Origin of the sequence: Embleya sp. NPDC059213 (assembly GCF_042754445.1) — a bacterium.
Classification (GTDB): domain Bacteria; phylum Actinomycetota; class Actinomycetes; order Streptomycetales; family Streptomycetaceae; genus Embleya.
In genome coordinates, this window is record NZ_JBHZAV010000007.1 from 57901 (window position 1) to 84051 (window position 26151).

14 protein-coding genes and 1 pseudogene are annotated in these 26151 nt (G+C 69.3%); 4 read left to right on the forward strand and 11 right to left on the reverse strand.

Features of this window, described 5'->3' with window-relative positions:
* Nucleotides 1-183 precede the first annotated feature (183 nt).
* Entirely contained in the window at nucleotides 184-1716 is a 1533-nt protein-coding gene (locus ACFXMF_RS04855; RefSeq protein WP_360317769.1) for a PQQ-binding-like beta-propeller repeat protein, read from the forward strand.
* Here ACFXMF_RS04855 and ACFXMF_RS04860 read toward each other — a convergent pair.
* The 8 genes and pseudogenes from ACFXMF_RS04860 to ACFXMF_RS04895 all read right to left on the reverse strand — a co-directional run bounded on the left by ACFXMF_RS04860 (nucleotide 1632) and on the right by ACFXMF_RS04895 (nucleotide 14725).
* Nucleotides 1632-2435, reverse strand: coding sequence for an urease accessory protein UreD (locus tag ACFXMF_RS04860; RefSeq protein ID WP_379988740.1), 804 nt, complete (start codon nucleotides 2433-2435; stop codon nucleotides 1632-1634). The two genes, ACFXMF_RS04855 and ACFXMF_RS04860, sit on opposite strands and share 85 nt — an antisense overlap.
* On the reverse strand, nucleotides 2432-3190 hold the full coding sequence (gene ureG / locus ACFXMF_RS04865) for an urease accessory protein UreG (RefSeq protein WP_379988739.1): 759 nt from the start codon (nucleotides 3188-3190) through the stop codon (nucleotides 2432-2434). Before ureG ends, ACFXMF_RS04860 begins: the two co-directional genes overlap by 4 nt.
* The gene (locus ACFXMF_RS04870; protein ID WP_360317762.1) at nucleotides 3180-3869 is read right to left on the reverse strand and encodes an urease accessory UreF family protein; all 690 of its coding nucleotides are present in this window, start codon (nucleotides 3867-3869) and stop codon (nucleotides 3180-3182) included. The genes ureG and ACFXMF_RS04870 overlap by 11 nt, the downstream gene beginning before the upstream one ends.
* A gap of 126 nt (nucleotides 3870-3995) precedes the next feature.
* A complete protein-coding gene (locus ACFXMF_RS04875) occupies nucleotides 3996-5717 on the reverse strand; it encodes an urease subunit alpha (RefSeq protein WP_379988737.1) in 1722 nt (573 codons plus the stop codon).
* Between the two features lie 113 nt (nucleotides 5718-5830).
* Nucleotides 5831-6139 (reverse strand): annotated as a pseudogene (locus ACFXMF_RS04880) (urease subunit beta); the annotation flags it as partial.
* A gap of 26 nt (nucleotides 6140-6165) precedes the next feature.
* Nucleotides 6166-6468: an urease subunit gamma gene (locus ACFXMF_RS04885; protein WP_379988736.1), complete on the reverse strand. Its 303-nt coding sequence runs from the start codon at nucleotides 6466-6468 to the stop codon at nucleotides 6166-6168.
* A gap of 248 nt (nucleotides 6469-6716) precedes the next feature.
* Nucleotides 6717-7466 (reverse strand): hypothetical protein, encoded by a 750-nt coding sequence (locus tag ACFXMF_RS04890; protein WP_360317754.1) that lies wholly within the window; start codon nucleotides 7464-7466, stop codon nucleotides 6717-6719.
* Nucleotides 7467-7627: 161 nt separating this feature from the next.
* The gene (locus ACFXMF_RS04895) at nucleotides 7628-14725 is read right to left on the reverse strand and encodes an RHS repeat-associated core domain-containing protein (RefSeq protein WP_379988735.1); all 7098 of its coding nucleotides are present in this window, start codon (nucleotides 14723-14725) and stop codon (nucleotides 7628-7630) included.
* 897 nt (nucleotides 14726-15622) lie between these two features.
* Here ACFXMF_RS04895 and ACFXMF_RS04900 point away from each other — a divergent pair.
* Nucleotides 15623-20482: an FG-GAP-like repeat-containing protein gene (locus ACFXMF_RS04900; RefSeq protein WP_379988733.1), complete on the forward strand. Its 4860-nt coding sequence runs from the start codon at nucleotides 15623-15625 to the stop codon at nucleotides 20480-20482.
* 116 nt (nucleotides 20483-20598) lie between these two features.
* Here ACFXMF_RS04900 and ACFXMF_RS04905 read toward each other — a convergent pair whose 3' ends face one another.
* Nucleotides 20599-22608, reverse strand: a complete 2010-nt coding sequence (locus ACFXMF_RS04905) for a prolyl oligopeptidase family serine peptidase (protein WP_379992450.1) — start codon at nucleotides 22606-22608, stop codon at nucleotides 20599-20601.
* A 95-nt stretch (nucleotides 22609-22703) separates the two neighbouring features.
* Here ACFXMF_RS04905 and arfB point away from each other — a divergent pair, with 95 nt between their 5' ends.
* On the forward strand, nucleotides 22704-23126 hold the full coding sequence (gene arfB, locus ACFXMF_RS04910; protein WP_360317743.1) for an alternative ribosome rescue aminoacyl-tRNA hydrolase ArfB: 423 nt from the start codon (nucleotides 22704-22706) through the stop codon (nucleotides 23124-23126).
* A gap of 254 nt (nucleotides 23127-23380) precedes the next feature.
* Nucleotides 23381-23884: an ATP-binding protein gene (locus tag ACFXMF_RS04915; protein ID WP_360317740.1), complete on the forward strand. Its 504-nt coding sequence runs from the start codon at nucleotides 23381-23383 to the stop codon at nucleotides 23882-23884.
* Between the two features lie 6 nt (nucleotides 23885-23890).
* Here ACFXMF_RS04915 and ACFXMF_RS04920 read toward each other — a convergent pair whose 3' ends face one another.
* Both ACFXMF_RS04920 and ACFXMF_RS04925 read right to left on the reverse strand, forming a co-directional pair.
* Complete coding sequence (locus ACFXMF_RS04920) at nucleotides 23891-24763, reverse strand: DUF1206 domain-containing protein (RefSeq protein ID WP_360317737.1); 873 nt, start codon at nucleotides 24761-24763, stop codon at nucleotides 23891-23893.
* A gap of 142 nt (nucleotides 24764-24905) precedes the next feature.
* Nucleotides 24906-26087: an acyl-CoA dehydrogenase family protein gene (locus ACFXMF_RS04925; RefSeq protein WP_379992451.1), complete on the reverse strand. Its 1182-nt coding sequence runs from the start codon at nucleotides 26085-26087 to the stop codon at nucleotides 24906-24908.
* Between the last annotated feature and the right edge of the window lie 64 nt (nucleotides 26088-26151).

Below are 26151 nucleotides of genomic sequence, written 5' to 3' on the forward strand. Positions count from 1 at the left end.
TTTCTTTGTCCGGATCCGGGAGCGTCCGTGCCCGGATCCGGAAGCGGCGGCCGCACGCGCCCCTCCCGCGGCGCGCCGAAGAACCGTTTCCGGATCGTATTTCCGGGCTCTACCCGTGCCGCCGCCCAGGTCCTACTCTGCTCTCCAGCAAGCACGTCGACAGGTCCCGGAGGGGCGTGGGCGATGCCCGCAGTGCGGACGCTCGGTGAGGTGCTCGACCACGACGGCCCGCTTGCCGAGGGGCCGCTGCGCGAGGTCGCGGCGGGGATCGCCGACGCCCTGGCCCGGGTGCACGCGATCGGGCTCGTACACGGCCGACTGGGTCCGGACCAGGTGCTGATCACCCCGTACGGGCCGCGGGTGACCGGTTTCGCCGGCCGGACCGACGCGGACGACGGCGGCGACCCCTCGGAGGACGTGTACGCGTTCGGCACGCTGATCACCCTCGCCGGCGGCGGTACCGCCTCCGCCGAGCTGAGCCCGCTGCTCCGGCGTTGCCTGGACCCCGATCCCGGGCAGCGCCCGACCGCGGTGGACGTCGATCGGGTGTTGACCCCCAGGCCGATGTCGCTGGTGCCGCCGGCCGCCCCCGTCGAGGAGACCGCCGACGTGCCCCAGGCGGCCCGCGCCGAGGATCCGCCGACCGGGCGCGGGCTGACCCGCCGCCGGCTGCTGATCGCGGGCGGGTTCGCGCTCACCGCGGCGACGGTGACCTCGGCCGGCGTCGCCTTCGCCCGGTTCGCCGACGGCGACCGGACGCAGCCCCGGACGCGGTGGCGACGGGCGGTGGAGGGTCGGGTGACCACGCTTCAGGTCTTCGACAACGTCGCGTACTGCACGACCACGGAGAACGTGGTCATGGCACTGGGTACCGAGACCGGCGTGGCGTTGTGGACCGCGCGCACCGAATCGATGGTGTGGGCCGAGCCGGTGGTCTCCGGGACCGCCGTGTTCCTGGCCTGCGTGGCCGGGCAACTCGCCGCACTCGACCCGGCGAGCGGCGAACGCACCTGGCAGCAGTACGCCGGCGATCAGATTCTCGGCGCGCCGGTGATGCTGGGCTCCTCCCTGGTCGTCGGCACCCGGGACAACCGGGTGCTCGGCGTCGACATGGCGCAGGGTGCACACCGCTGGCAGTGGACCCGGCCGGGCGAACACGGCGGGGTGATGCCGGGTGTGCTCGGCACCGGCGACGACCGGGTCTACCTGACCTACGCCGACGGCACGGTGAGCGCGATCGCGCCCGAGCGAACCGAGCCGATCTGGTCGATCACGCTGGAAGGCCCGATCACTCGGCCGCCGCGGGTGATCCGTGATCGGGTGTACGTGGTGACCGGCCTCACGCTGGTCGCGCTGAAGGTCGCCACCGGCGAGATCGCCTGGCGCTTTCGCGGCACCCCGGACCTGACCGTACCGGTGGTGACGCAGGACGCCGTCTACACCACCGACGTCGGCACGCTGTACGCGCTGGACGCGCTCAGCGGCGTGCAACGGTGGCGGCAGCGGACCGGTGCCGGTGTGCCCAGCCCGGTGGCCGTGCTGAACGGCGTCGCCTACGCGGGCGGCACCGACGAACTGCACGCCTTCGACGCGGTATCGGGCCGACGGCGCTGGACGCACCCGCTGCCGACCTATCTCACCGCCGCTCCGGCGGGCGCCGGCGGGGTGCTGTTGCTGGGCACGGCCGGCTCCGAACTCATCGCTCTGGACACCTGATCCGCCGCGAGCGGCGGCGCCGCCAGGACTCGCCGCGCGCCGATCGTGTCGCGGGCCGTCACGGTCACCAGTCGGCCGCCGCCGGCCAGGTCGCACACCGCGCGCCCGGGGGCGCTCGGCGGCCGGTCGGGCGGGGCGGGCAGGGTCAGCCGGGTGGCCACCACCGTCCCGCCCGCGGTGCCGGCCGGACCACGCCAGCCCGGGTGCGCGGCGGGCCCGTACTCGCTCTGCTGACGCAGCACCGGACGGCCGGCCACGACCACGTCCCACCGGGACAGCGCGTCGCCGCACGGTTCGTCGGCGCGGCCCAGGACCAGCGTCTCCTGGGCGAAAAGCCGTGCGTCCGAGTCGAGTTCGGCCCGCACGCGAGTATGGAAGGCGGCTCGCGCGGCCACCACGACCGGCTCCGGCAGCCACTCCAGCAGGCCGCCGGCGCCGATCACCAGGTCCACCCGCTGCCGGGCCGGGGTGCCGTCGCCGATCAGGATCACCGCCGCGGCGGCGGTCCGCACCCGCAGGCGCGCGCCGGGCCCCACCTCGACGCGCACGGCCAGGTCGTCGCCGCCGATCGGGCCCGCCGCACCACCCACGAAGACCACTTCGACGATGTCGCCCGGCACGGACACCACGCGCGGCAGCAGCGGCACCTGTCCGCGCAGCTCGGTCGGCACCGTGCGGCCGCGCCGAAGTTCCGCGCGGACCAGGGCGGTTGCCTTCACCCGCGGGCCGATCCGACGGTCGGCGGCGGGGTCGCGGCCGGTGCGGGGGCCGGGAGCGCGACCGGGACCGCCGTACCGGCCTGCCACGCGGCGATCTGGCCGAGCACCCACGCGCCGACCACGTCCGCGCCCGGGGTCTCGCGCAGCGACAGGAACGCCACCGGTGTGCCCGGCCGCATCCGGGCCGCGTCGCGGTCCATCACGGCCAGGTCCGCGCCGATCTGCGGGGCGATGTCGGTCTTGTTGATCACCAGCAGGTCGGAACGGGTCACCCCGGGACCGCCCTTGCGTGGGACCTTGTCGCCGCCGGAGACGTCGATGACGAAGAGTTGTACGTCGGCCAGGCCGCGGCTGAAGGTCATGGTGAGGTTGTCCCCGCCGGATTCGATGATCACCAGGTCCAGGTCCGGGTGTATCGCCGTCAGGTCCTCGACCGCGTCCAGGTTGCCGCTGATGTCGTCGCGCACGGCGGTGTGCGGACAACAGCCGGTCTGCACGGCGGCGATCCGGTCGGCCGCCAACACCCCTGCGGCGCGCAGGAAGTCGGCGTCCTCGGTGGTGTAGATGTCGTTGGTGACCACCGCGAGCGAGAAGCGGTCGGCCAGGACCCGGCAGAGCGCGGCGACCAGCGCCGTCTTGCCGGATCCCACCGGCCCGCCGATGCCGATCCGCAACGGTCGCGAACCGGGCACGGCGGCCGCCGGCGAAGTGTGCGGGTGCGTACCGCCGTTGCCGGGGGTGTGATCAAGATGCAAAGTGGACGACCTCCTCGTGGGCGTGCAGTTCGGCGCAGACGTCGAGGCCGACCGAGGACCAACCGGGCAACCGCTCCCAGTCGCCGTCGGCGAACACGGTGCGCGCCGCGTCGGCGGCCTCCTCGGCGACCTGGTCGCAGTGCCCGGCCATCTCGGCGAGCACCACGGTGACCGAGATCGGGTCCAGGGAGAGCAGCTTGACCGCGGCCGAGGCGGGTGCGTTGACCGCGTTGGTGGCGGCGAGTACGGCCGCCTCGCGCTCGTCGAGCCGGGCCCGGGTGGCCGCGGCGCCGAGCACGATCGCGTGGTGCGGGGACACGCCCAGCGCGGCCCAGGGTTCGGTGGGCCAGGCCGCCTTCACCACCCGGCGCAGCGACCTGCCCTGCACGCGGGAGGCGGCCCGGGCGGGCCCGGAGGCGGTCCGCGCGTCGAGTTCGGCGTCGAGCTCGGCCCACGGGGCGAGTTCGGGGATCGTGTACGGACCGGCGGTCAGCGCGGCGACGGCGGCGAAGGCCGCCTGGACCGCACCCGTGCCATAGAGCTTGCCGAGCAGGAATTCGGTGAGCGTGTCGAGGTCGTGCACCTCGCCCCGCAGGACGGCGTTCTCCAGGCCGCCCGAGTGCGCGTAGCCGCCTGCCGGCAGCCGGGAGTCCCCGAGGAGGAGAAGTCCAGCACCCATGAGTACCACCTCTTACTGGTCGCAACGTGTCGATGTCGGTCCTGGCCGGTCACCGCAGTCACAGTTCTACATCCTGACGGTGAGTCAGCTTGCACTGACCCTCCGTCAATACGCGATCGGGCGCAATCAGAACAGGAAATAACGTTGGGCCATCGGCAAGGTTCCGGCCGGCGCGGCGACCACCTTCTCGCCGTCGACGCGCACCGAGAACGTCTCGGGATCCACCTCGATGTGCGGCATGGCGTCATTGAGTGGCATGGCCGACTTGCCCCTTCCGCGCACATCGCCGGTCGGCACGAGTCGGCGATCGATGTTCAGTCGCCCGGCGAGCCCGTCCGCCAGCGCCGCCGGGGCCACGAAGTGCACCGACGTGGCTGCGGCGGTCCGTGCCGCGGCGCCGAACATCGGTCTGGGCAGCACCGGTTGAGGCGTCGGGATGGACGCGTTCGCATCGCCCATCGCGGCCCACGCGATGGCGCCGCCCTTGATCACCAGGTGTGGCCGGACCCCGAAGAACTTCGGTTCCCACAACACCAGATCGGCCAGTTTGCCGAGGGCGACCGAGCCCACCTCCTCGTCGAGCCCGTGCGCGACCGCCGGGCAGATCGTGTACTTGGCCACATATCGCCGGGCCCGCAGGTTGTCCGCGGCCCCGTCGCCGGGCAACGAACCGCGCCGCACCTTGTTCACGTGCGCGGTCTGCCAGGTACGCAGCACCGTTTCGCCGACCCGGCCCATCGCCTGGCTGTCCGAGCCGATCATCGAGATGGCGCCGAGGTCGTGCAGCACGTCCTCGGCGGCGATGGTCGAGGGCCGGATCCGCGATTCGGCGAAGGCGAGGTCCTCGGCGACGGCCGGATTCAGGTGGTGGCAGACCATCAGCATGTCGAGATGTTCCTCGACTGTGTTGACGGTGTGCGGCCGGGTCGGATTGGTGGACGAGGGCAGGATGTTGGGCAGGCCGGCCACGGTGATGATGTCCGGCGCGTGTCCGCCGCCCGCCCCTTCGGTGTGGTAGGCGTGGATGGTGCGCCCGCCGATCGCGGCCAACGTGCCCTCGACGAAGCCGGTTTCGTTGAGCGTGTCGCTGTGCAGCGCGACCTGGATGCCGGCCGCGTCCGCCACGCGCAGCGCGGCGTCGATCACGGCCGGGGTCGAGCCCCAGTCCTCATGCAGCTTGAGCCCGCCGGCGCCGGCCCGGATCTGCTCCCACATCGCCTCCTCGGACACGGTGTTGCCCTTGCCCAGGAGCACGAAGTTGATCGGTACCTCGTCCAACGCCTCCAACATCCGGGCCAGATGCCACGCACCGGGCGTCACGGTGGTCGCCTTGCTGCCCTCGGCCGGTCCGGTACCGCCGGCCACCATCGTGGTCACGCCGGCGGACAGCGCCTCGGGGAACTGGGTCGGGGAGATCAGGTGCACGTGGCAGTCCACGGCGCCGGCGGTCAGGATGCGTCCGTTGCCCGCGATGATCTCGGTCGACGGGCCGATCACCAGGTCCGGATGCACGCCGTCCATGGTGTCCGGGTTGCCGGCCTTGCCGATGCCGCAGATCCGCCCGTCCCGGATGCCGATGTCCGCCTTGACGACGCCCCAGTGATCCAGGATCACCGCCCCGGTGATCACCGTGTCGGGAGTCCCTTCGGCGCGCGTCCGCATCGACTGCCCCATCGACTCCCGAATCACCTTGCCGCCCCCGAAGATCGCCTCGTCCCCGGCGGCCCCGAGCGGCCGGGTGAGATCCTCGGTCACCTCCACCAGCAGTTCGGTGTCGGCAAGCCTGATGCGATCCCCGGTGGTCGGCCCGTACAACAACGCGTACCGATGCCGATCGATCGACGTCACCGCGCGACCTCCCCGCCGGCAGCCCGGCCATCGGCAGCCGACCCCGCTGCCCCTCCGGGCGCGGCGTCGGATCCGCCCGTCGACGTGTGGCGGCTCGGTACCCCGCCCCCCACGGCGTCCAACGCACCTCCGCGACCGGTCCGCAGCCCCGGCACCACCCGCGCCCCGGCGAGCGGCACCAACTCCACCTCGCGGGCCACCCCCGGCTCGAACCGCACCGCCGTCCCCGCCGGCACGTGCAGCCGATGCCCCCAGGCCGCCGCCCGATCGAACTCCAACGCATCGTTGGCCGCCGGAAAATGCAGATGCGACCCCACCTGCACGGGCCGATCCCCGGTGTTCAACACCACCAACGTGGACACCGCCCGCCCGGGATTGAGCGGAATCTCCTCCGCACCCAACAAAATCTCCCCGGGCACCACTGCCACCAGTGACCGGTGATGCGCCTTCACGGAATCGGCCGATGCACGGTGACCAACTTCGTCCCATCCGGAAAGGTGGCCTCGACCTGCACCTCACCCACCATCTCCGGGACACCCTCCATCACATCGTCCCGCCCGAGCACCTGCCGCCCCGCCTCCTGAAGGTCCGCCACCGACCGCCCGTCCCGAGCCCCTTCGAGCAAAAACGACGCCAACACCGCAGTCGCCTCGGGGTAGTTGAGCCGCAGCCCTCTGGCTCTACGCCGCTGCGCAAGATCAGCCGCATAGGAAACCATCAACCGCTCCTGCTCATGCGGGCTCAGCAACACGCGAAGCCCCTCCAGACCGTCGTAGTACCGACTCGTTGCCCCAAAGCCTCCCGGCCCCGTGTTACCCAACGAAACGACGAAGGTTAACGGAGTGTATCCAAATGCTCACGTGATCCGTGGAGCGTGCTCGACGGCGCCGGGTGGTCGACAAGGCGCACATCTGTTCCATCTGTTCGGAATCTGCTTGGCGCCTAGGTGTTGGCCCTCTCGATCACAGCCGCCCCACGCCCGCCATTTCCGTACTACCGCTAAAATGGCGGCTCATCAAGAGACCCTCTGTCTGCGTTCCAAAAACTATTCCATGAGTCGCCATCCTCTTCTGACAGTTCCGCAGCGCTGCGCAGCGAATCAACGTCCTCACCCCAAGCCTCAAGACCTGCTATTGCTGCGGACCGATGGCCTCGATCGGTACTGGCAGCCAATACGGTCCGCACCAAGGGAGCCAGCTTGCTCCGATGCAAGACGAGCTCCGGGGCATCCAGAAGATGAACCGCGGCAAGGAGCGCCGATTCCCGGACATCCGGATTCATGTCGGAAAAATAAGGGGAGACACCTTGAAATAGAATGGGACGAACGGCCCAAACACCACCGAAAATCGGCTCAAAATTCAGCATACTATCGTCGAATCTCGCGCGGATCTTCATCTCTGCCTCACGACTGACTGCATAAGCCAACTCGGCTAGCCAATTCAGCAGTCTTCCTCGAAGAGGAAACTTTTCTTCCCCCTGGGCCGGCACGAGGAGTTCTCGGATTTCAGCATCACCCAGAATGGCGGCAACGTACACCGCGGCATGAGCCGTTGCAGGGTAGACAGACCCCTGATGGAACAGGTCATCCCAAAGATGATCAAGGCCAGCCGCTACTTCAGCGGAATTGCCGGAGACCAGACCGCCCAGTTTGACTGGTGTATTGGAAGAAGCCATCCCGCCACCGTGCCTCAGGCGGGCCCAATCGACCTCTGCAAGGAACGTGCGCGGATCGGGCAGTTCATCAATCATCTACGAATCATGCCACATGCGAGGCCCCCTGGAACTCCAGGGGTTCACGGCCGCGAGCTGTCAGGGGGCCTCGACTTCATGTGGAGAAAGACTACTCGATCATTCGATCAAGCATAATTTCCGACCGGAAAGAGGGGAACCGGCCGGCGAGCAGCAAATCCCTATCCCGGCCCTCTACCAAATTTGCCGCCCTGGAAGAATCTGCGCTTGTTCTGAAATCTCACTACCAGGTTCGCGTTCTGCGGGAGCATATCGTCCAGCGATCTTGCGCACGTCGGGCAAACGCCCCTCGGATGACTGATCATCAGCCGTCCTTCCGTTGCCCTGAATTTACGCATCAAAGCAGCCGCCTGGGCTTCCACATGCGTTTCGTAACCAGGAACGGCACCGGGCGGCACTACGTATCCAGGGTAAGGGCTGCTCGACACCAGATCGAACGTTCCATGGCCCCTGATCCAGAGAACTCCACCCGTTGCACCTTCTGGATCCGTCGAATTACCAGGATTCGAGGAACGTGCTGCCTGCTCCGACGCCCTGAGGTGCGCGGCTTCGTCCGCGGTGCGACAGATCGCATTATGAACGAGGACCGGAGTGGCACCTGCGAGCACGTAGTACGTGTGCAGGTTGGAGACCGTGAGGTTAAGGACCCTCTGTGTTTCCGTCCATGACCTGACCGAAACTGCTTGTACCCACGTACCAGCGGATGTCCGGAGCCAAACACCGGGCACAATTCGATCCGCGCGGGTCCACTCCTGTACTTCCGGCAGCCAGAACGGATGGCCATCGGTCGCGGTGATCTTTTCCGTTGCTGTTCCGGCGTTCCCATCCGTATCGACGGTAATCTCAACGAGGTTCTTGACACCCTCGCCCTTGATCAGTGCAGCGACCGGTTCCGAGCCATTCTGCTGTGACTCCGGGTCGGCTGCCAGAACTGCGTCGCCAAGTTGAATGTCTTCTATCGGCTTCGCCGAGCCGTCCGCCATCAAGACCCGGGTGCTCGGAACGAAGCTATTCGCAGGGCAGGAGTCCGTCTCGGCGGGTTTATCGGCTGCCTTCTTGGTCTCCTTTGGTTTCGAGGCTTTGCCGTCGCCGTCTGCACTCTTTGCCTTGGTTGTGGATTCCTTACCCTGTTTGGCCGCCGAGGCGGCTGCCTCGTCGGCCTGTTTAGCCTGGGCCGCCGCTGCCTCTTCCTGGGCCTTCTTGGCTGCGGCTGCCTCCTCCTCCAGCTTTCTGGCTGCCGCTGCCGCTGCTTCCTGTTCTCGTTGCCAGGCCGCCAGGTCCTCGGCGTACTTGGCGAGCGCCTGCTGGTAGCGCTCGGCGCGGGCGATGATGTCGAGTGCGATTCGCACCTTGCCGGCCCACGCGTGGTATGCATCCCAAGCACGATCCAGCGCCCTGGCGATGCGTTTAGCCTTCCCTGCACCGCCGGTGAACCACGACACCAAGGTGTCTCCGGCGATACTGGCGCATGCCCATCCGTCACCACCGATGCAGGCACGAATGTCGTTGTAACCGGACGCGTCCTTGAGTGCCGACATCGCGGCTTCCATCGCGACGTCGATCAGGCTGCGACCCTTGGCCCAGTGCGCCCAAGCCAACTCGGCGTCCGAGTAGTCCTGGATCGGCGCCACCGGCATGCTGATCGCCAGGCCTGATGGGTCGCTGAAGGTCACCGGGGAGTTCGCCGCGTACGCGTACGCGTTCATCTGCTTGGGCTCGCTGTAGTCAACCACCGGGTCGACGGACAGGAACCGCCCCACCGCCGGGTCGTATTCACGCGCGCCCAGATGCACCAGGCCCGTGGACTCGTCGTTCGTTCCGCCGACGAAGCCCTGATTGCCGGGCCAGATGGACGGTTTGACTCCGCGAACATCACCGAATGGGGTGAACTTACGTTGCGTAACCGCCTGGGTGTTCGCGTCCACCGCGATATTGGCGGTGCCGTTCTGATCGGCCATCAGGTACGAGCTGGTGGTCTGGCCGTTCTCGACCGTCTTGACCAGCGTCGGCCCAGCCGGGTGCGCGTAGTACCGCGTGCCCTTGACGATGTCGCCTGCGGGGTTGAGTTGAACCTCGGTCCCCGGCAGGTACAGGGTCGTCCCCGACGGGTCGCGCTTGATCAGCCGCTCACCCCCCGCGTCGTAAAGGAACGACGTGACCTTCGCGCCCTCGGTCACCTTCGAGACGCGACCCTCGGCGTCCCATTCCAGGTTCTGCGTGTCACCCTGGATCGTCCGAGTCGCCGTGTTCCCCGCCGCGTCGTAGGAATACGACTCGGTCCGGCTCCCGCCCGGCCCGGTGGTGTCCACCTTCTTCAGGTAGTTGGCACCGGCCGCACCCTGAGTCCCATACGTGTAGACCCGGTTGACGTCCTGGCCCGCCACACCGGCCGGGTCGTGCTTCGTCTCCGTCTTGCGGTTGCCCGCGGCGTCGAAGCTGTAGGAGGACCAGTACGCGTCCGGCCCACCCACGCTCGGCCGACCCCCGCCGGGCCCGACCTGACCGGGCTTCGCCTGGCAATTGTCGGTCGCCGACCAGGCATCCGTCATCCGACGCATGTAGTCGTACGCGAAGCACTGGGTGTCCGTCGTGGACGGCGTCGGGTTCGGCCCGAAGGCGTCCGTGATCTTGGTGATGTTGCCGACCGCGTCGTACTCGGTCCGCGCGTCGTTGATCCGCGACGGCGAGGTCTCCCGGTCGTTCACCGTCCGGGTCGGACGCCGCGTCTGCTCGTCGTACTCGTACGTCGACCACACCTGCTTCGGCGCCGGCCCGGCATGCGTACGCAGCACGTCACCCAGCGGCGAGTAGTCCACCCGGTCGACGAACGTGTCGCCGTTGATGCCCATCACCGTGGGCAGTTCGTACCGGTTGTACGACATCGAGACATCTTCGAGCGGCAGACCCGCAACCGCCGGGAAGGTACTGAACTCGGGCAGCCCATTCGTCTCGGTGTACGTGCTGCCGAAGACATACGTCTTCGCCAACTGGCCCTCGGACGGCGGGATGGTGATCTTCGAGCCCTTGGGCCGGTACTCCGTGTCGTAGCCCGTGATCTCCTGCTTGTACGCGTTCCCGTTCACGAACCGCGTCGAGGAGACCGGCAGCCCAAGTGCGTTCGGCAGCGTGTCGAACACCGACTCGGTCAGCTTCGGACCGGTGATCGAGCCCTCGTGGGTCGCCTTGATCCGGCCCAACACGTCGTACTCCGGCGCGAGCGTCTTGCCCCGCGCGTCCGTCGTCGTCGCCAGCCGGTCGCCCGCGCCGTAGGTCATCGTCGACGTGCCCTTGTCCGGGTCCGTCACCTTGACCTGACGACCCCGCAGGTCGTACTCGAAGCCCCACGTGTTGCCGGCCTCGTCCACCACCGACGACAGTTGCCCGCGTCGGTTGTAGCTGTAGCGCGTGGTGTCGTGCGCGCCGCTGGGATCGGCGCCCTTGAAGAACTGCAACTCCGTCTTGCGACCGACCGCGTCCAGGATTGCCTTCGTCGGCGTCTCGCCCGTGGGCGGGTCCACCGTGACGAAGTCGCCGCCGTAGGTGGTCGTCGTCCGCGAGGTCTCGATCCCGAACTTGCGCGAGATCTGCGCCGTCGGCTGACCGGTCGAGTTGTACTCGGTCATCGTCGACGCCGGGACCATGTTGTCCAGCGGCGCGAACATCGCGCCCTCGGGCGCACCGTCCGCGTAGTAGCCGCCGTTGGACTTCCAGATCTGGCCGAGGCTGTTGTAGAAGGTGTCGGTCACCATGCGACCGCCGCCCAACGCCTCCATCTGGGTCTGCCGAATCCGCAGGCTGCCGTCGTAGATGTCGTAGCTGGTGCGGTAACTGCCGTCGTCCAACAGGCTCTTGTTGGTGATCACGACGGGACCGTCACGGCGAACCAGGTACGAGAACTCGGCATCCGGCGACTTGCGATCCGGGTTCCGGTCCGGCGACCACACCTTGACCAGACGACCCAGCGAGTCGTACCGCATCACGCTGCGCCGCTTGTTGGCGTCCTCCTGGGCCACCGTCGCACCGCGACCGGGGTCGGTCTCCACCGACTGGGTGTGGCCCGCCGGGTTGGTGACCGTGGTCTTGGTGACGAGCTGCCCGGCGGCCGGGAAGTACTCGGTCGAGTTGACCGCGCCCAGCACGTCGGTGACCGACTTCGGCCGACCGTAGACGTCGAACGTGGCCGTGCCGTCCAGGACATACGTCGGCTGCCCGTTCACGTAGTCCGAAAGCGACTCCGTGCGCACCAGGTTGCCGGCGTTGTCGTAGAACATCTTCGCGTCGGAGGTGACATCCTCCGGCCGCTGCACGTTCGTCGCGTCACACGCCTTCGCGACCGACTCGATCCGCGACTGCCGGTCGACCATCCACTGCGCCTCGTCCGGCGCGTACCAGTAGCGCGTGCACGAGTCGTCGTTCGGGTCGTCGATGTTCCCGAGCGAGGACGTCGTCTCGATGAAGCCCCGTGCGTTGAAGGTGCTTTCGGTCGACGTCCGACGCCACCCGCGCCCGTCCGTCAACAACACCCGCGAGGCCGTCTTCGTCGTCTGCTGCACGAACGCCTGCAACGGCGGCGTTTCGTTCGGCCGCACCCGAGTCGCCGTCGGATTCGACACCCACGGCGTGTACGTCGTCGCCGCCTGAAGCGCGCCGCCCTCGCCGTCGTAGACCAGCACCTCGCGCGTCTGACCCGCGAAGAGCTTGTGGTCGACGATCTCGCCGTTCTCGGAGTCCTTGACCTTGACCGTCCGCCGAGCCGCGGTCGTCGGCGACGCCCGGTCGCCGTCCAGACCCCGGAAGAACAACGTCTCGGTCTGCGTCCGCCGGTCCGGGTCCTGCCCGATGAAGGTGCGCACCCGCTCGTAGCCGCGCCACTGCGACCACGTGCGCGTCTTCGGCTCGGTGAGCTCGTTGTCCTCGTCGTACGCCCACGCCGGCGCGCCCAGGTACTCGTAGGACGTCACCCGCGTCGGCGAGTTCGCCATCGCGTCCTGCTCCTGGACCCGGTCCACCACGTGCTTGTGGAAGTAGTCCGTGACGTAGAGCTTGCGCTTGCGGTCCGGATCGGTCGGGTCCGGGATCTCCTGGATCACCGGGTAGCAGCGCAGCCCGTTGGACTCCGCCGCCGTCGGCAGCTTGACCGGTGCCACCGAGGAGCACTCGGTGTCCTTGAACCGCACCGAGATGATCGAACCGGTCTCGGTGTCGATGTTCTCGATGCGATAACGCCGGTACGCCGGACGGCCGTCGCCGTCCCGGTCCACCCGGTTCGCCAGTTGCTTGCCGCGGAAGGTCACCGGCGGCAGCGTGATCGGCGTGCCGTTCTTGCCGGTGCGCTGGATCGACGCGAGCCACAGCGCGTAGTCGGTGCCGTCGCCGTTCTGCGGGAAGTCCTGGGTCAGCGCCCAGGTGTCCACCGGCTGGTAGGCCGTGCCGGTCCAGACCTTGGTGTTGATCTCGGTCAGTCGTTTGCGGGTGAAGAACGTCGGGGTGAACCGCGCCTTGCACTCCTCGTTCGCCGCGCAGAGCTGGTCACCGGGGGTGTCCGGCCACATCTTGGCGATGTTCCAGTCGACCTCGGGCTTGAGCTTGTCCTCGGCGCAGTCGAACGTCGGCGAGGTCAGGCAGCGCTCGGCCACCGTGAAGTCCACCTGGGACGGCGCGTTGGTGAACAGGTTGTCGCTGCGCAGGCCGTACGAGACGTGGTCGAGCCAACCACCGCGGTCGTAGGCCCGGTTGGTCGAACCACCGGCGAACTTGAAGTTCGCGCCGTAGTGGTTGACCTCCTTGTTGTACCAATACGTCATGGCGTTGCCGCGCGGGTCCACGACGTAGTCGAGGTTCCAGCGCCAGGCCCGGTCACAGGCCGAGTTCGCGAAGTCCGGCTGGTAGCAGGGCTCGCCGGGCTGGTTGTTGTAGATCGGCACCAGCCACGCCGAGTTGGTGACGGGCTTGCCGGGCTGCCAGCCGGGGACCTTGTTGAGGCCGAAGTTGAACTGCACGCCCTGCGCGTTGGTCACCCGCCAGTGCACGCCCTCCTTGTCCCCGTTGAGGTCCTGCGCACCGGTGATCAGCTCGATCCGCGAGCCGTCGTCCTTCGCGGGCCGCCAGACGCCGGACGCGTCGTCGCGCACCAGCGGGGTGGACCCGCCGTTGAGCGACATCGTCATCATCGGCGCGCCGTGGCACAGGTCGCCGGTGTCGTCCGTCGGGTTGTTGAACCCGGAGCCTTCCTTCTTGTCCTGGCTGCACGGGACCCAGGTGCGCTCGATGAAGTTCGAGCCCAGGTCCCAGCCGTCGCCGACCCACGAGGTCTGCTGGAGCGAGGCCGAGGTACGGCCGTCGATGCTCGCCGAGGAGTAGCCCAGCGCGAGCGAGGGGCTCGGGCCGCCGAGCGAGCCGGGCAGTTCCAGCGGGTACGACCAGGAGAAGTCACCCGCGGCCCCGCCCGCCTGCCACGAACCGGACGCGCTCAGCGAGGTCGCCTTGTAGGTGCCGTTGGCGCCGTCGGCGGTCGGCTGCGCGGCGAGCAGCATGCCCTGCCCGCCCGCGCTCGCGCCCTTGGCCGCAACGCCCTGACCGGTCGCGGCCGGTGCCACCGTCGCGGTGAGCTTGCCGGTGTCCGCGTCGTTCTTCATCGCGACCGGCGTCCGGGTCTGACACTGCGCCAGCTCCGGGGTGGTGAGGACACATTCGGGGAGCAGGCTGAATTGAAGCCGCGAGCCCCAGCCGCCGCCGTACGCGTTCTTGAACGCGGTGTAGTCCAGCTCGACACCCACCGGTGCGACGCCGGTGCCGCCGTCGGTGCGCCGGACCCCGAGCAACAGCCCGTTGCCGACGCCGGCCTTGTTCGCGGTCGGCCGGTCGAACAGGTCGACCTTGACCTTGACCGGGGCGGTGTCCGCGGCGGCCTGCGCCGAGCGGGCGGCCGACTCCGGGGCCGGGGGTGTGCTCAGCTTGATCGGCAGCGAGCCGGCCTTGGCCTCGGCCGGCGCGGTGGCGGCGGCGCGGGCGTCGGACTTGGCCGCCGGGCGCGGCAGTTCGACCTCGGCGGAGCCCGCGGCGGGCCAGTTCACCGCCGGCGCGCCCTTCCAGGCGTTGACCTGCGACTCGGCGGGCGGCACGGGGGCCTTGGCCGTCGACAGGCGCTCACCCGGGACCTTGGTGAGTTTTTGCAGGTCGGGCAGTTGTGGGCGGGCAACCGTTTCTGCCGCCGCCGCCGGCACCGCGGTCAGGCCGGAGCCCACCAGCACGATTGCCATCAGGGGTACCGGCCATCGCCAGGTACGTCTTATCGCCGTGCGCATGGCACGGGTTTTCCGTGAAAACACAGCCCCACCCGAGAGATTCGACGCGGAATCCCCCGAGGCCCACGTCACCCAATACTGGCGGCGCAACCTAGCAGTAGGCGAAGCGGTTTGGCGACTTTATCAATGTTCAAGTCGCGGAAATTGATGCCAAACGCCTGAAGCGGGGATGGACATCGATTCGGGTTTAAATTGCGATACCAACCGTTTGGCAAGTATGCCCGAATACTCCGTCACTACTCGCCAAGAGCCGCGCTGACCTGCTACAACTCACGGAAAGTGCGCCGATTTGCACCCCTGCCAGTGGTGCGAATTCAGCCACACACGGCACGGGACGGCCGCAATGCTTCCGCGCCGGGACGCTCCAATACAGCCGCTCCCATCGTCTGCGGAAGCCACTATGAATTCATCGACAAGACGCGCATCGGATACGGCCCGTCCGATCCGGAATATGGAGCCACAGTCGATTACCGGGGCATTATCGGACACTTCGATCCCGGTCAATTCGGACACCATTCGGCACACCTCGGCCGGCCGGACACCGGTGCCCGCACACCCCGCGTGCGCGCCGGCGACCCGCACTCGAGCCCGCGGTGCCCGACCTCCGAGCAATCGAATTCGGCCACCGCGACGAACGCGCATCGCCCCGACCCCCGACCGTCCCCGACGGTCCCCCACCAAGCCCCCGTCCGGCCCACTGCGCGCCGGGCGGCCCGCGATCCGATCGGCTCGCTCCCCGCGTCCGACCGGGTCGCATCGTCAACCCCCACTCCGACCCCGGAAAGCAGCATGAATTCATCGATACGACCCGCACGCCCCGCGGGTCACCCGCGGCGAAAAGCTGCGGTCTGGGTGATCTCGGCGGCCCTGTCCGCCGGGCTGATCACCGCCGTACCGGCGACCGGCGCGCCCATGCCGCAGGTCGCCCCCACCGACAAGACGACCCCGGCCGACACCCGCACCGAGGCCGAGAAGCAGGCCGACGAGCGCACGGCCGCGTCCGCCAAGGCCAAGCAGAGCGGCCAACGCGTCGAGGTCGTCGCGCTCCGCACCGAGACCGACCAGGTCTGGGCCAACCCGAGCGGCACGTTCACCCAGGAGAGCGCGACCCGCCCGGTGCGGGTATGGCGCGGCGGCACCCTGGTCCCGGCCGACGACACCCTGGCCCCCGTCCAGGGTGGTCGCCTCGCGCCCAAGGCCGCGATGATGGGCCTGACCTTCTCCCCGGGCGGCAACGGCCCGCTGGCCGAACTCACCAAGGGCGGCCGCAGGATCGCGCTGTCCTGGCCGACCGCGCTGCCCAAGCCCGTGGTCGAGGGCGACTCCGCGACCTACCCCGAGGTACTGCCCGGCGTCGACCTCAAGGTCGTCGCCAACGTGGACGACTTCGCCCACTACGTCGTGGTCAAGACCCCGGAGGCGGCCAAGAATCCCGCCCTGGCCACGCTGAAGTTCGGCCTGGACGCCACCGGACTGAACATCGTCGAGGGCACGGCCGGCGAACTGCGCGCCCTCGACCCCACCGGCCAGGCCGTGTTCACCGCGCCCAAGCCGCAGATGTGGGCGGCCGGCCGAAACGATCCGCCGCCGGCGACCGCCCAGGCCCCCGCCGAAGCCCGTACCTCGGCGGCGATCACGCCCGAGAACGATCCCCCCGCCGACCCCACCGACGGCTTCGACCCCGGTGCCAAGCACGCCGATCTCGGCGTCAAGCTCACCGGCAAGACCCTCGAACTCACCCCCGACCAGGGCCTGTTGACGGCCGCCGACACCAAGTTCCCGGTCGTCATCGACCCGGTCTGGCGCGACGACTGGAAGTTCGCCTGGACCCTCGCCTACAAGCACAACGCCATCGCCGGCTCCGCCTCCACCAGTTACTGGAACGGCGGCACGATGCCGAAGAAGTATGGGCGGGTGGGTTGTTCCAGGGACGGCGACTTGGGCAACGCGGTCGTCTGCGCCAAGACATTCTTCCAGGTCGGCATGTCCGACCTGTGGGACAAGCAGATCATCAAGTCGGTGCTGAGCCTCGAACAGATCCGCCCCGGCGCGTGGGACTGCAAGTCGGGCGAACTCGAAGTCTGGGACACCGCGAGCATCTCGAAGCAGACCACGTGGAACAACCAGCCGAGCTGGGACCGCATGGTCGGCAGCGTCGACGAGTCCTACGGTGGCCGTAACTGCCCCGGGGGCAACGAGAAGAAGATCGAGGTCAACGTGACCTCGGCCGTCGACGAGGCCGCGCGCAGTCACTGGAATTCCTGGACCCTCGGCCTGAAGTCCCGCTACGACACGGTCGACGTGTCCTGGCGCACGTTCGCGCCGGACGCGACGGTGATCAGCACCGAGTACAACACCCCGCCGGCCACCCCGTCGGACCGGACGACCGACCCCTCCACCCCCTGCGCCGGCGGCGTCATCGGCACCACGGACCGGGTCACGCTCTACGCCCGGGTGGACGACGCCGAGGACAACAACCTCACGGCCGAATTCCACTACTGGAAGGACGGCGCGAACACCGGCCCGACCGTGATCAAGCGCGGTGTCAGCCGCGGCACCATCGCCGCCGCCGAGATCGACGCCACCGCACTGGACGGCACCTACCGCTGGGATGTCCGGGTGTCCGACGGCTTCGTCGACAGCCGGTGGGCCGGCCAGTGCCTGTTCACCGTCGACCGCAACCGGCCCAGCGAGCTGCCCAACGTCTCCTCGGCGGAGTTCCCCGCGAACAACCCGGACAACCCGACCCCGGTCCGCACCACCGGCACCTTCAATTTCACCGCCAACGGCGTCACCGACATCGTGAAGTACCGGTGGTGGACCGACAGCGACCCGATGGTCCGCGAGGTCGCCGCGGCCGGCCAGGGCGGCCCGGCGAGCATCACCTTCAAGCCGACCATCACCGGCCCCAACCATCTCTACGTGCGCAGCGTCGACATCGCGGGCAACCTCTCCGACGTGCGGAACCACCTGTACTACGCCAAGCGTTCCCCCGACCGGGACAAGCCGGGCGACCTCAACGGCGACGGCAACGTCGACCTGTGGAACCTCAACGCGACCACCAAAGGCGTGGACGCGCGTCCGGGCCAGGGTGACGGCACCTTCGGCTCGCCCGTGTCGGCCGGCGGCGGCCCCTTCGCCGGAACCGTCTCCCTCGCGCACCGTGGCACCTGGAACGCGGACTACTACGAGGATCTGGTCGCGCTGCAACAGGCCCCGGACAACGAGCGCAAACGGCTCTACGTGTATCGCGGACGCGGCGACGGTTCGCTGGAGCCGAGTGACAGCACGCGCATCACACTCAGGGTCAAAAAGCCCGACACCAACGACCATTGGGGCGCGGCCAGCCAGATCCTGGTGATCAACAGCGTCAACGACGACAGCGCCACGCCGAACGGCATCGACGCGACCGACTACCCCGACCTGCTGGTGCAGGAGGGAGCCAACCTCTGGCTCTACCTCGGCAACCCGGCCGGGACCCTGGACCAGCGCTTCGACGCGATTTCCCTGGGCAATGCCGACTGGGCGAACATGACCCTGATCGCCCCGGGCGACCTGAACGCCGACGGCCTGCCGGAGATCTGGGCCCGGGACAAGAACACCGGCAAGATCCACCAGTACACCAGCCGGCGCAAGACCACCGACAGCGCCACGGACGGCAACCCGACCGAGCTGGACCTGACCGTCTACGCCGACCCGGCCGTGCGCACCACCTCGATCGGCAGCGGCTTCACCGGCGATGCCTACGAACTCGTCTCCTCCGACGGGGACTACGAGAAGGACGGCTTCGCCGACCTGTGGGCGCAGGACCCGACCGGCAAGATCGTCGAGTTCCCGGGCCGCGCCCTGACCGGCGGCTCCGCGTTCGGCGCCGCCCGCTCGGTCGCGCCGGGCACCCCCTGGTCGGAATGCGAGTCCTTCGGCCCCGCCGGCGGCGCCGCGTTCCAACTGTGTGGCCCGGTGCTGACCAAGTACCGCGCCGCCGACGCGGCCACCCGCGGCTATCCGGTCGCCGACATGAAGGTCGCCCCCGACCTGGTCGGCCGCTACGCCCACCTCAAGCGGCCCAACGGCACGTACTGGTCGATCTATTGGCACTCGACCACCGGGGCCAAGTCGGTGTCCGGCCCGATTCGCGACAAGTGGGAGGCGCTCGGCTGGGAAACCGGTGAAATGGGCTACCCCACCGACGACGATCACACGATCGGCATCGGCTCGGCGCAGGTCGCCACCTTCAAGGGCAGCGGTGGTTACGGCGCGATCTACTCGACGCCGGAACTGGGCACCTGGTCCATCCACGGCGGCATCTACGAGAAGTACCTCGCCCTCGGTGGTCCGGCCGAGCTCGGCTTCCCGACCACGGACGAATCCGCAGTGCCCGGCAACACCGGCCGCTACAACCATTTCCGCAAGCTCTCCGAGACCGGCAACAGCGCCTCCATCTACTGGAACGCGGGCACCGGTGAGGCCTGGTCCGTACGCGGCCCGATCCGCGCCAAGTGGGCCTCGCTCCAGTGGGAGCAGGGCTACCTCGGCTACCCCGTGACCGACGAGTTCACCGTGCACAACGGCGACCGCCGGGTCAGCTTCCAGGGCGGCTACATCCGGCTGAACCCGACCACCGGCGCCTACCTCGACCACCACCCGGAGGATCGCACCGCCGACCTGCGCACCGACCTGTCGGGCGACTTCAACGGCGACGGCCGGGCCGACCTGCTCACCGTCTACAACTACGGCAACGACACCAGCGCCTTCCACACCCTGATCGCCCGGCCGGGGGGCGGCTACAACGCGCCGTTCAACGCCTGGACCGCGCATGTCGGCTGGATGCGCTACGAGAGCACCAAGTGGGTCACCGGCGACTTCAACGGCGACGGCCGCGACGACGTGGCCGGCCTCTACGGCTACGGGGACGGCAGCAACCGGCTGTTCACCTTCCTCGCCAAGCCCGACGGCACCTTCGCCGACGGTGTCGACAGCGCCTATGTGGGCCCGGGCAACTGGGACTGGAGCAAGGCCGTCTTCCTCGCCGGCGACTTCAACGGCGACGGCCGCGACGACACCGCCATGCTCTACGACCACGACGGCGGCTCGACCGGCGCCTACACGTGGACCGCCAAGCCGGACGGCACCTTCAACAATTCGTTCGCGAGTTGGCGCTCGAACCCCGGCAACTGGTACTGGAACAGCGCCAAGTACGTCGTGGGCGACTACAACGGCGACGGCCGCGACGACATCGCGGGCATGTACGGCTACTACAGCGGCGCCGTCGCCTTCCACACCATCCTCGCCCGGCCGGACGGCGGCTTCGACGTCCCGTTCGAATCCTGGCGCACCGACCCCGGCAACTGGGACTGGTCCCGGGTCAAGCTCACCAGCGGCGACTACAACGGCGACGGCAAGGCCGACGCCGCAGCGATGTACGACTACGGCAACGGCCACTCCGCGCTGTTCACCTTCCTCGGCAAGCCCGACGGCAGCGGCGGTCTCCAGGCCGACGTGAAGTCGTGGGACACGGCCGAAGGCGGGTGGTGGGGCATCAGCGCCGGCCTGCCGGTGACCGGTGACCAGAACGCCGACGGTCGCGACGACATCTCGATCATGTACAACTACCAAAACGGCGCCACCACGGCGTTCCTGTTCACCGCGCGCACCGACGGCGGCTTCGACAGCCCCAACGACGCGTGGCAGGCGGCACCCGGCTTCTGGTAGCCGCGCACCCGCCCGACGGACACCCCGAGGGCGTTCCCGACCATGACGAAGCAGCCCCGCCCGGCCGAGATCCCTCGGCCGGGCGGGGCTGTTCGCGCATTCGACGCGTGCTCTACTCAAAAGCCGCCGCCCGGCGGGGCCTCGATCTCGTCCGCCGGGTCGAAGCCGAAGACCCGGCCGTAGAACCACAGTTCGGCCTCCAGCGCGCGGATGATGTTCTCCGAGCGTCGGAAGCCGTGCTGTTCGCCCTCGAACGCCAGGTAGACGTAAGGGAGTTGCTTCTCCTTCAGCGCGGCCACGATCAGCTCGGCCTGGGCCGGCGGGACCACCTGGTCCTCCAGGCCCTGGAAGACCGCGAGCGGGCTGGACAGGTGCTCGGTGTGGTTGATCGGCGACCGGTCCCGATACACCGCCTCGGCCTCCGGGTACGGGCCCACCAGGCGGTCCAGGTAGCGGGATTCGAACTTGTGGGTGTGCTGCGCGAGGGCCGCGATGTCGGCGACGCCGAAGTGACTCGCGCCGGCGGTGAAGACATCGCCCGCCACGAGCGCGGCCAGCGTGGTGTACCCGCCGGCCGAACCGCCGCGGATGGCCAACTCGGCGCCGTCCACCACGCCTTGGTCGGCGAGATGGCGGGCCACCGCCGTGCAGTCCTCGACGTCGACGATGCCCCACGAGTCGTACAGCAGGTTGCGGTACGGACGTCCGTAGCCGGTGCTGCCGCCGTAGTTGACGTCGGCGACCGCGAAGCCCCGGCTGGTCCAGTACTGGATCCGCAGGTTGAGCACCGCCGACGCCTGCGCGGTCGGGCCGCCGTGGATCGACACGATCAGCGGCGGCAGCGCGCCCTCGGGCGCCCGGACGTCCGGGTTCTTCGGCAGGTACAGCAGCGCGTGCGCGGTGCGGCCGGCCGCGGACTCGAACTCGATCGGCTGCGGTGCACTGAACCACCGCGCGTCGAAATCGAACTCCCGGGCGGGCCGCAGTCGTTCGATCTGCAACGCGGTCGGCGCACCGGCCGCGAGCCGAATCCGCCGCGGCGCGTCCTCGTCGTCCGGGCCGCCGCCCACCAGCAACACCCCGCCGGGCACCGCGGCCAGGTCGGACAACCAGGTCAGCCCGGTCTCCACCCGCGCGGGCGGCTGCTCCGGGCGAGCCGGATCGACCAGGCCCAGGTGCACGAACCCGCCGGAGTTGACCGAGCAGGCGATCCGGCCGTCGTCGAGGAAGGCGTAGAAACGGTCGCCGAAGACCCACTGCGGACCGCCGATCTCCGCCTCGACCGGGGCCACCGCCTCGACCTGACCACCCGCCCCGACCCGGTACAGGTTCCACCAGTCGGTGCGGTCCGAAGCGAACCACAGCGCGCCGTCCGGTCCCCACTCGGGCTGGACCACCGACTCGCGCCCGCCGCCGGCGACCGCCTGCGCGCCGGTCGGCACCGGCCCGGCCTCGATCGCCGCGACCATCAGTTCGGCCGCGTCCCACGGCATGTCCGGATGCGACCACTGGGTCCAGGCCAGCGCCGATCCGTCCGCGGCCGGGCACGGCGAGGACACGAAGTCCGGGCCGGTGACCAGGACCCGCTCACCGCCGAGGCCGTCCAGCGGCAGCGCGACGATCTCGTTGACCGCCTCGCCGTGCGCCTTGACCGCGGCCGGTTCGTGGCTCTCGCGCACCGCGACCAGCCACTCCCCCGGCCCCCACTGGCCCGCCGGCACGATCGTGCAATCGGCGTAGCGCAGACCCGCCTCGGTCTCGGGCTCCGCGGTGATCGGCACCGGCGCCGCGTCGTCCGGGCCCAGGCGGTACAGCCGCTGGTCGGTCCAGTTCGCGAAGACCAGCAGGCCCGCGCGCACCGTCCAGGCGCCGCCGCCGTACTCGTGCACGCGGGTGCGGGCCGAGAAGCCCTCCGGCAACACGTCCTCGGGAGATCCGCCCGGTCGTAGTCGCACCAGTTGGATCCGACCACCTTCGGACGGCCGGCCCTCCGCCCACCACACATCCTCGCCGTCGGCCCGGATCCCACCGGGGTTCGCGGCCCCTTCCACCAAGCGCTCGGCCGTGATCGGCGAAGGCCAGGAACCGTATGTCTTCGTCTCGTCCGCGTTCGTGTCGGCACTCATGCCCCGATCCTCTCCATCCGGAGCCGGGAAAGCATCCGGCGGGGCCCTCGAAAACCGGGTCGACCCGAGGCCGTGCGACGCGGGATCATGTCCGTATGACGACAGATCTCGACATTCGCGGCGTGGTGATACCCGCCGCCGAGCTGTCGTGGCGGTTCTCGCGCTCCTCCGGACCCGGTGGACAGTCGGTGAACACCACCGACAGCCGGGCCGAGGTGTCCTTCGACCTGGGCGCCAGCACGGTGCTGCCCGACGTGCTCAAGGAACGTGCCCTGCTCCGGCTGGAAGGGCGGCTGGTGGACGGTGTGCTCACCGTGGCCTCGTCCGAACAGCGCTCCCAGTTGATGAACCGCCAAAGCGCGGTGCGCCGACTGATCGACATCCTGGTCGAGGCCACCGCCCCGCCCCCGCCGCCGCGCCGGCCGACCAAACCCTCACGCGGAATGCGCGAGCGCAGGCTGCGCAACAAGCACCATCGCGGTGAGATCAAACGACTGCGGCGCTCGACCGGGGATTGATCCCGAGTCCGAACAGGGTCCGAACCGGACCCAAAGTCGAGATGAAGTGTCGCTTACCGAACCATTACGGATCACACCCGGAAAAGCACGCCACAAGCACGATTCGCCACCGCACACTGCGAACGCCTGGCAAGACCACCCGCGAACGCAGTGAACGAAGCGAAGGACACCGGGATGCCCTCCCCCGCACGTGCAGCACACCATCCGCCCCAGCAGATCGCCGTCCCGGCCGCGTACCACGCGTCGAGTCATCCGTGACCGCCGTCGGGCGGTCCCGCGCCCGCGCCCGACACGACCGGCGTGCCTCGACCGAGACCCGGCACGACAGCCACCCCGAACACCGGCTCGGCCCGGTGTTCGTGCGCTGGACCATCGCACCCACGGTCGCCGGCGTACCCGAGGTCCGACACCGCCTCCGCGACCTGTTACGCGCCTGGGGGGTGGCCGAGGAGATCGAGGACACCATGCTCCTGGTCGCCACCGAGCTGACCTCCAACGCGGTCCGGCACGCCGCGATCCGCACCGAGCGGATCCGGATCACCGCCTCGCACAGCGGCGCCGAACTGCGCCTGGAGGTCGCCGACGACCACCCGTTCCGCCCGCACGCGCTCCTGGACACCGGCCCCGACGCCGAGGACGGCCGGGGGCTGATGATCGTCAAGTTGATGGTGGCCGAACTCGGTGGCCACATCGACGTGCTGCCGGGCGGTGCGGGCAAGAGCATCCGGGTCACCCTGCGCAAGGACGGCCGGGGATAGCCCGCCTCAGCGCACCCGCCGCCACAACGCCTCAGCCAGCGAATACAGCCCGAAAACCGCCAGGCCCAGCGCGATCACCACGAGCAGCGCGGGCCCCACCGGTGTGTCGGCGAACGAGCGCAACGTCTCGTCGACCCCCTTGGCCCGATCCGGGTCGAACTTCACCGCGGCCACCACCACGAACACCCCGGCCGCGCCGAACACCACGCCTCGGCTGATCCCGCCGACCACCCCGAGCACATCCACCACGCGACGTTGCATCGGGCTCATCCGCCCGGTGTTCAACTTCTCCCGGAACCTGCGCAGCGCGTATCGCACCGCCATCCCGATCCCGACGCCGAGCAACACCGCCCCGGCCAGGCCGACCAGGTATCGGCCGCCGGACCACTCCAACGCCTTGGCGGTGAGGTCCTTCGAGGTCTTGTTGCTGCTGCCGCCCTGCCCCTGGCCCTGGTCCCGGCCCGCGTCGCTCGCGGTGAGGGTGCGGATCAGCGAGGCGACCACGAAGCCGTAGAAGATCGCCCGGCCCAGCGACATCAGGCGTTTGCCCGCCTTGCCGCCATCCGGCACGGCCTGCCCGAACACGGCCTCGACCAGCCGCCACAGGCACATCCCGATCAGCGCGACGACCAGCGCCCACAACATCGCCTCGCCGAACGGCTTGGCGCCGATCTCCTCGACGGCACCGCCGCGGTCGGCCTCCTGGTTCTTGCCCCCGACGGCGATCCGTACGGCGATGACGCCGACGAGGATGTACAACAGCCCGCGCGCGGCGAGGCCCGCCTTGGCAAGGCCGACCAGCACCCTGCTGTCGGCGGCCTGCCGCCCCGCGGCCTTGGCTTCCCGACCCGATTCCGCCATGGAGGCTGACGCCGACATGTCGTGATCCCCCCATACATACGGTGCGGAGCGTCTTGACGGCCGGGCCCGTGCGGCATCCGGCCGAGCAGACGTCTGCCCTGGCCGGGGCCGGACAAACGGCGCCCGAGGCCACGACGGGAGCTCCCGGGGGGAGTCGGGGTCAGTGGAAGGCGTCCAACCCGGTGAGTGCCTTGCCGATGACCAGGGTGTGCATCTCGGAGGTGCCCTCGTAGGTCAGCACCGACTCCAGGTTGTTCATGTGTCGAATCACCGGGTACTCCAGCGAGATGCCGTTCGCGCCCAGGATCGTACGCGCCTGGCGGGCGATCGCGATCGCCTCGCGGACGTTGTTGAGCTTGCCGAAGCTGATCTGCTCCGGCCGCACCGCGCCCGCGTCCTTGCGCCGACCCAGGTGCAGCGCGAGCAGGTGCGCCTTGCCGATCTCCACCGCCATGTCCGCCAGCTTGGCCTGGGTCAACTGGAACCCACCGATCGGCCGGCCGAACTGCTCACGCGTGCGGGCGTAGTCCAGCGCGGACTCGAAGCACGAGCGCGCCGCGCCGACCGCGCCCCACACGATGCCGTACCGGGCCTCGCCCAGACACGTCAGCGGACCGCGCATGCCCACCACGTCGGGCAACACCGCGTCGGCCGGCAGCCGTACCTCGTCCAGCGTCAGCTCGCTGGTGATCGACGCGCGCAGGGACATCTTGTGCTTGATGTCGTGGGCCGCGAACCCGGCGGTGTCGGTGGGCACCACGAAGCCGCGCACGCCGTCCTCGGTCTGCGCCCAGATCACCGCGACATCGGCCACCGAACCGTTGGTGATCCACATCTTGCGACCGCTGAGCACCCAGTCGTCGCCGTCGCGCTTGGCATGCGTGCGCATCGACGCCGGATCCGAACCGTGGTCGGGCTCGGTCAGGCCGTAACAACCCAGCGCTTCGCCGGCGGCCAGTCGGGGCAGCCACGTGCGCCGCTGCTCCTCGCTGCCGAAGCGGTGGATCGCGAACATCGCCAGCGAGCCCTGGACCGACACCAGCGAGCGCAACCCCGAGTCGCACGCCTCCAGTTCCAGGCAGGCCAGGCCGTACTGCACGGCGCTGGTCCCGGCGCAGCCGTAGCCCTCCAGGGTCATCCCGAGCACGCCGATCCCGCCCAGCCCACGCGCCAGTTCCCGCACGTCCGGCAACGCGCCGCGCTCGAACCACTCGGCCACGTACGGCGTGACCCGGTCGGCGCAGAACCGGCGCACGGTGTCCCGGATCGCCTTGTCCTCGGGGTCGAGCAGATCGTCGATGCCCAGCGGGTCCATCGGATCGAACGCGGGTGCCTTGGCCATGCGGGTGCCTCCTGAGGTGGGCCGGGAGACCCGAACGGCGCCGAACGGGTCCCGGTAGATTGCC

What these genes read in the sequence shown, in the direction of transcription:
- ACFXMF_RS04925 (WP_379992451.1), bottom strand. Translation starts at nt 26,087, where the DNA reads ATGGCCAAGGCACCCGCGTTCGATCCGATGGACCCGCTGGGCATCGAC.
- ACFXMF_RS04890 (WP_360317754.1), bottom strand. Translation starts at nt 7,466, where the DNA reads ATGATTGATGAACTGCCCGATCCGCGCACGTTCCTTGCAGAGGTCGAT.
- ACFXMF_RS04905 (WP_379992450.1), bottom strand. Translation starts at nt 22,608, where the DNA reads ATGAGTGCCGACACGAACGCGGACGAGACGAAGACATACGGTTCCTGG.
- ACFXMF_RS04870 (WP_360317762.1), bottom strand. Translation starts at nt 3,869, where the DNA reads ATGGGTGCTGGACTTCTCCTCCTCGGGGACTCCCGGCTGCCGGCAGGC.
- ACFXMF_RS04895 (WP_379988735.1), bottom strand. Translation starts at nt 14,725, where the DNA reads ATGGCAATCGTGCTGGTGGGCTCCGGCCTGACCGCGGTGCCGGCGGCG.
- ACFXMF_RS04855 (WP_360317769.1), top strand. Translation starts at nt 184, where the DNA reads ATGCCCGCAGTGCGGACGCTCGGTGAGGTGCTCGACCACGACGGCCCG.
- ACFXMF_RS04920 (WP_360317737.1), bottom strand. Translation starts at nt 24,763, where the DNA reads ATGTCGGCGTCAGCCTCCATGGCGGAATCGGGTCGGGAAGCCAAGGCC.
- arfB (WP_360317743.1), top strand. Translation starts at nt 22,704, where the DNA reads ATGACGACAGATCTCGACATTCGCGGCGTGGTGATACCCGCCGCCGAG.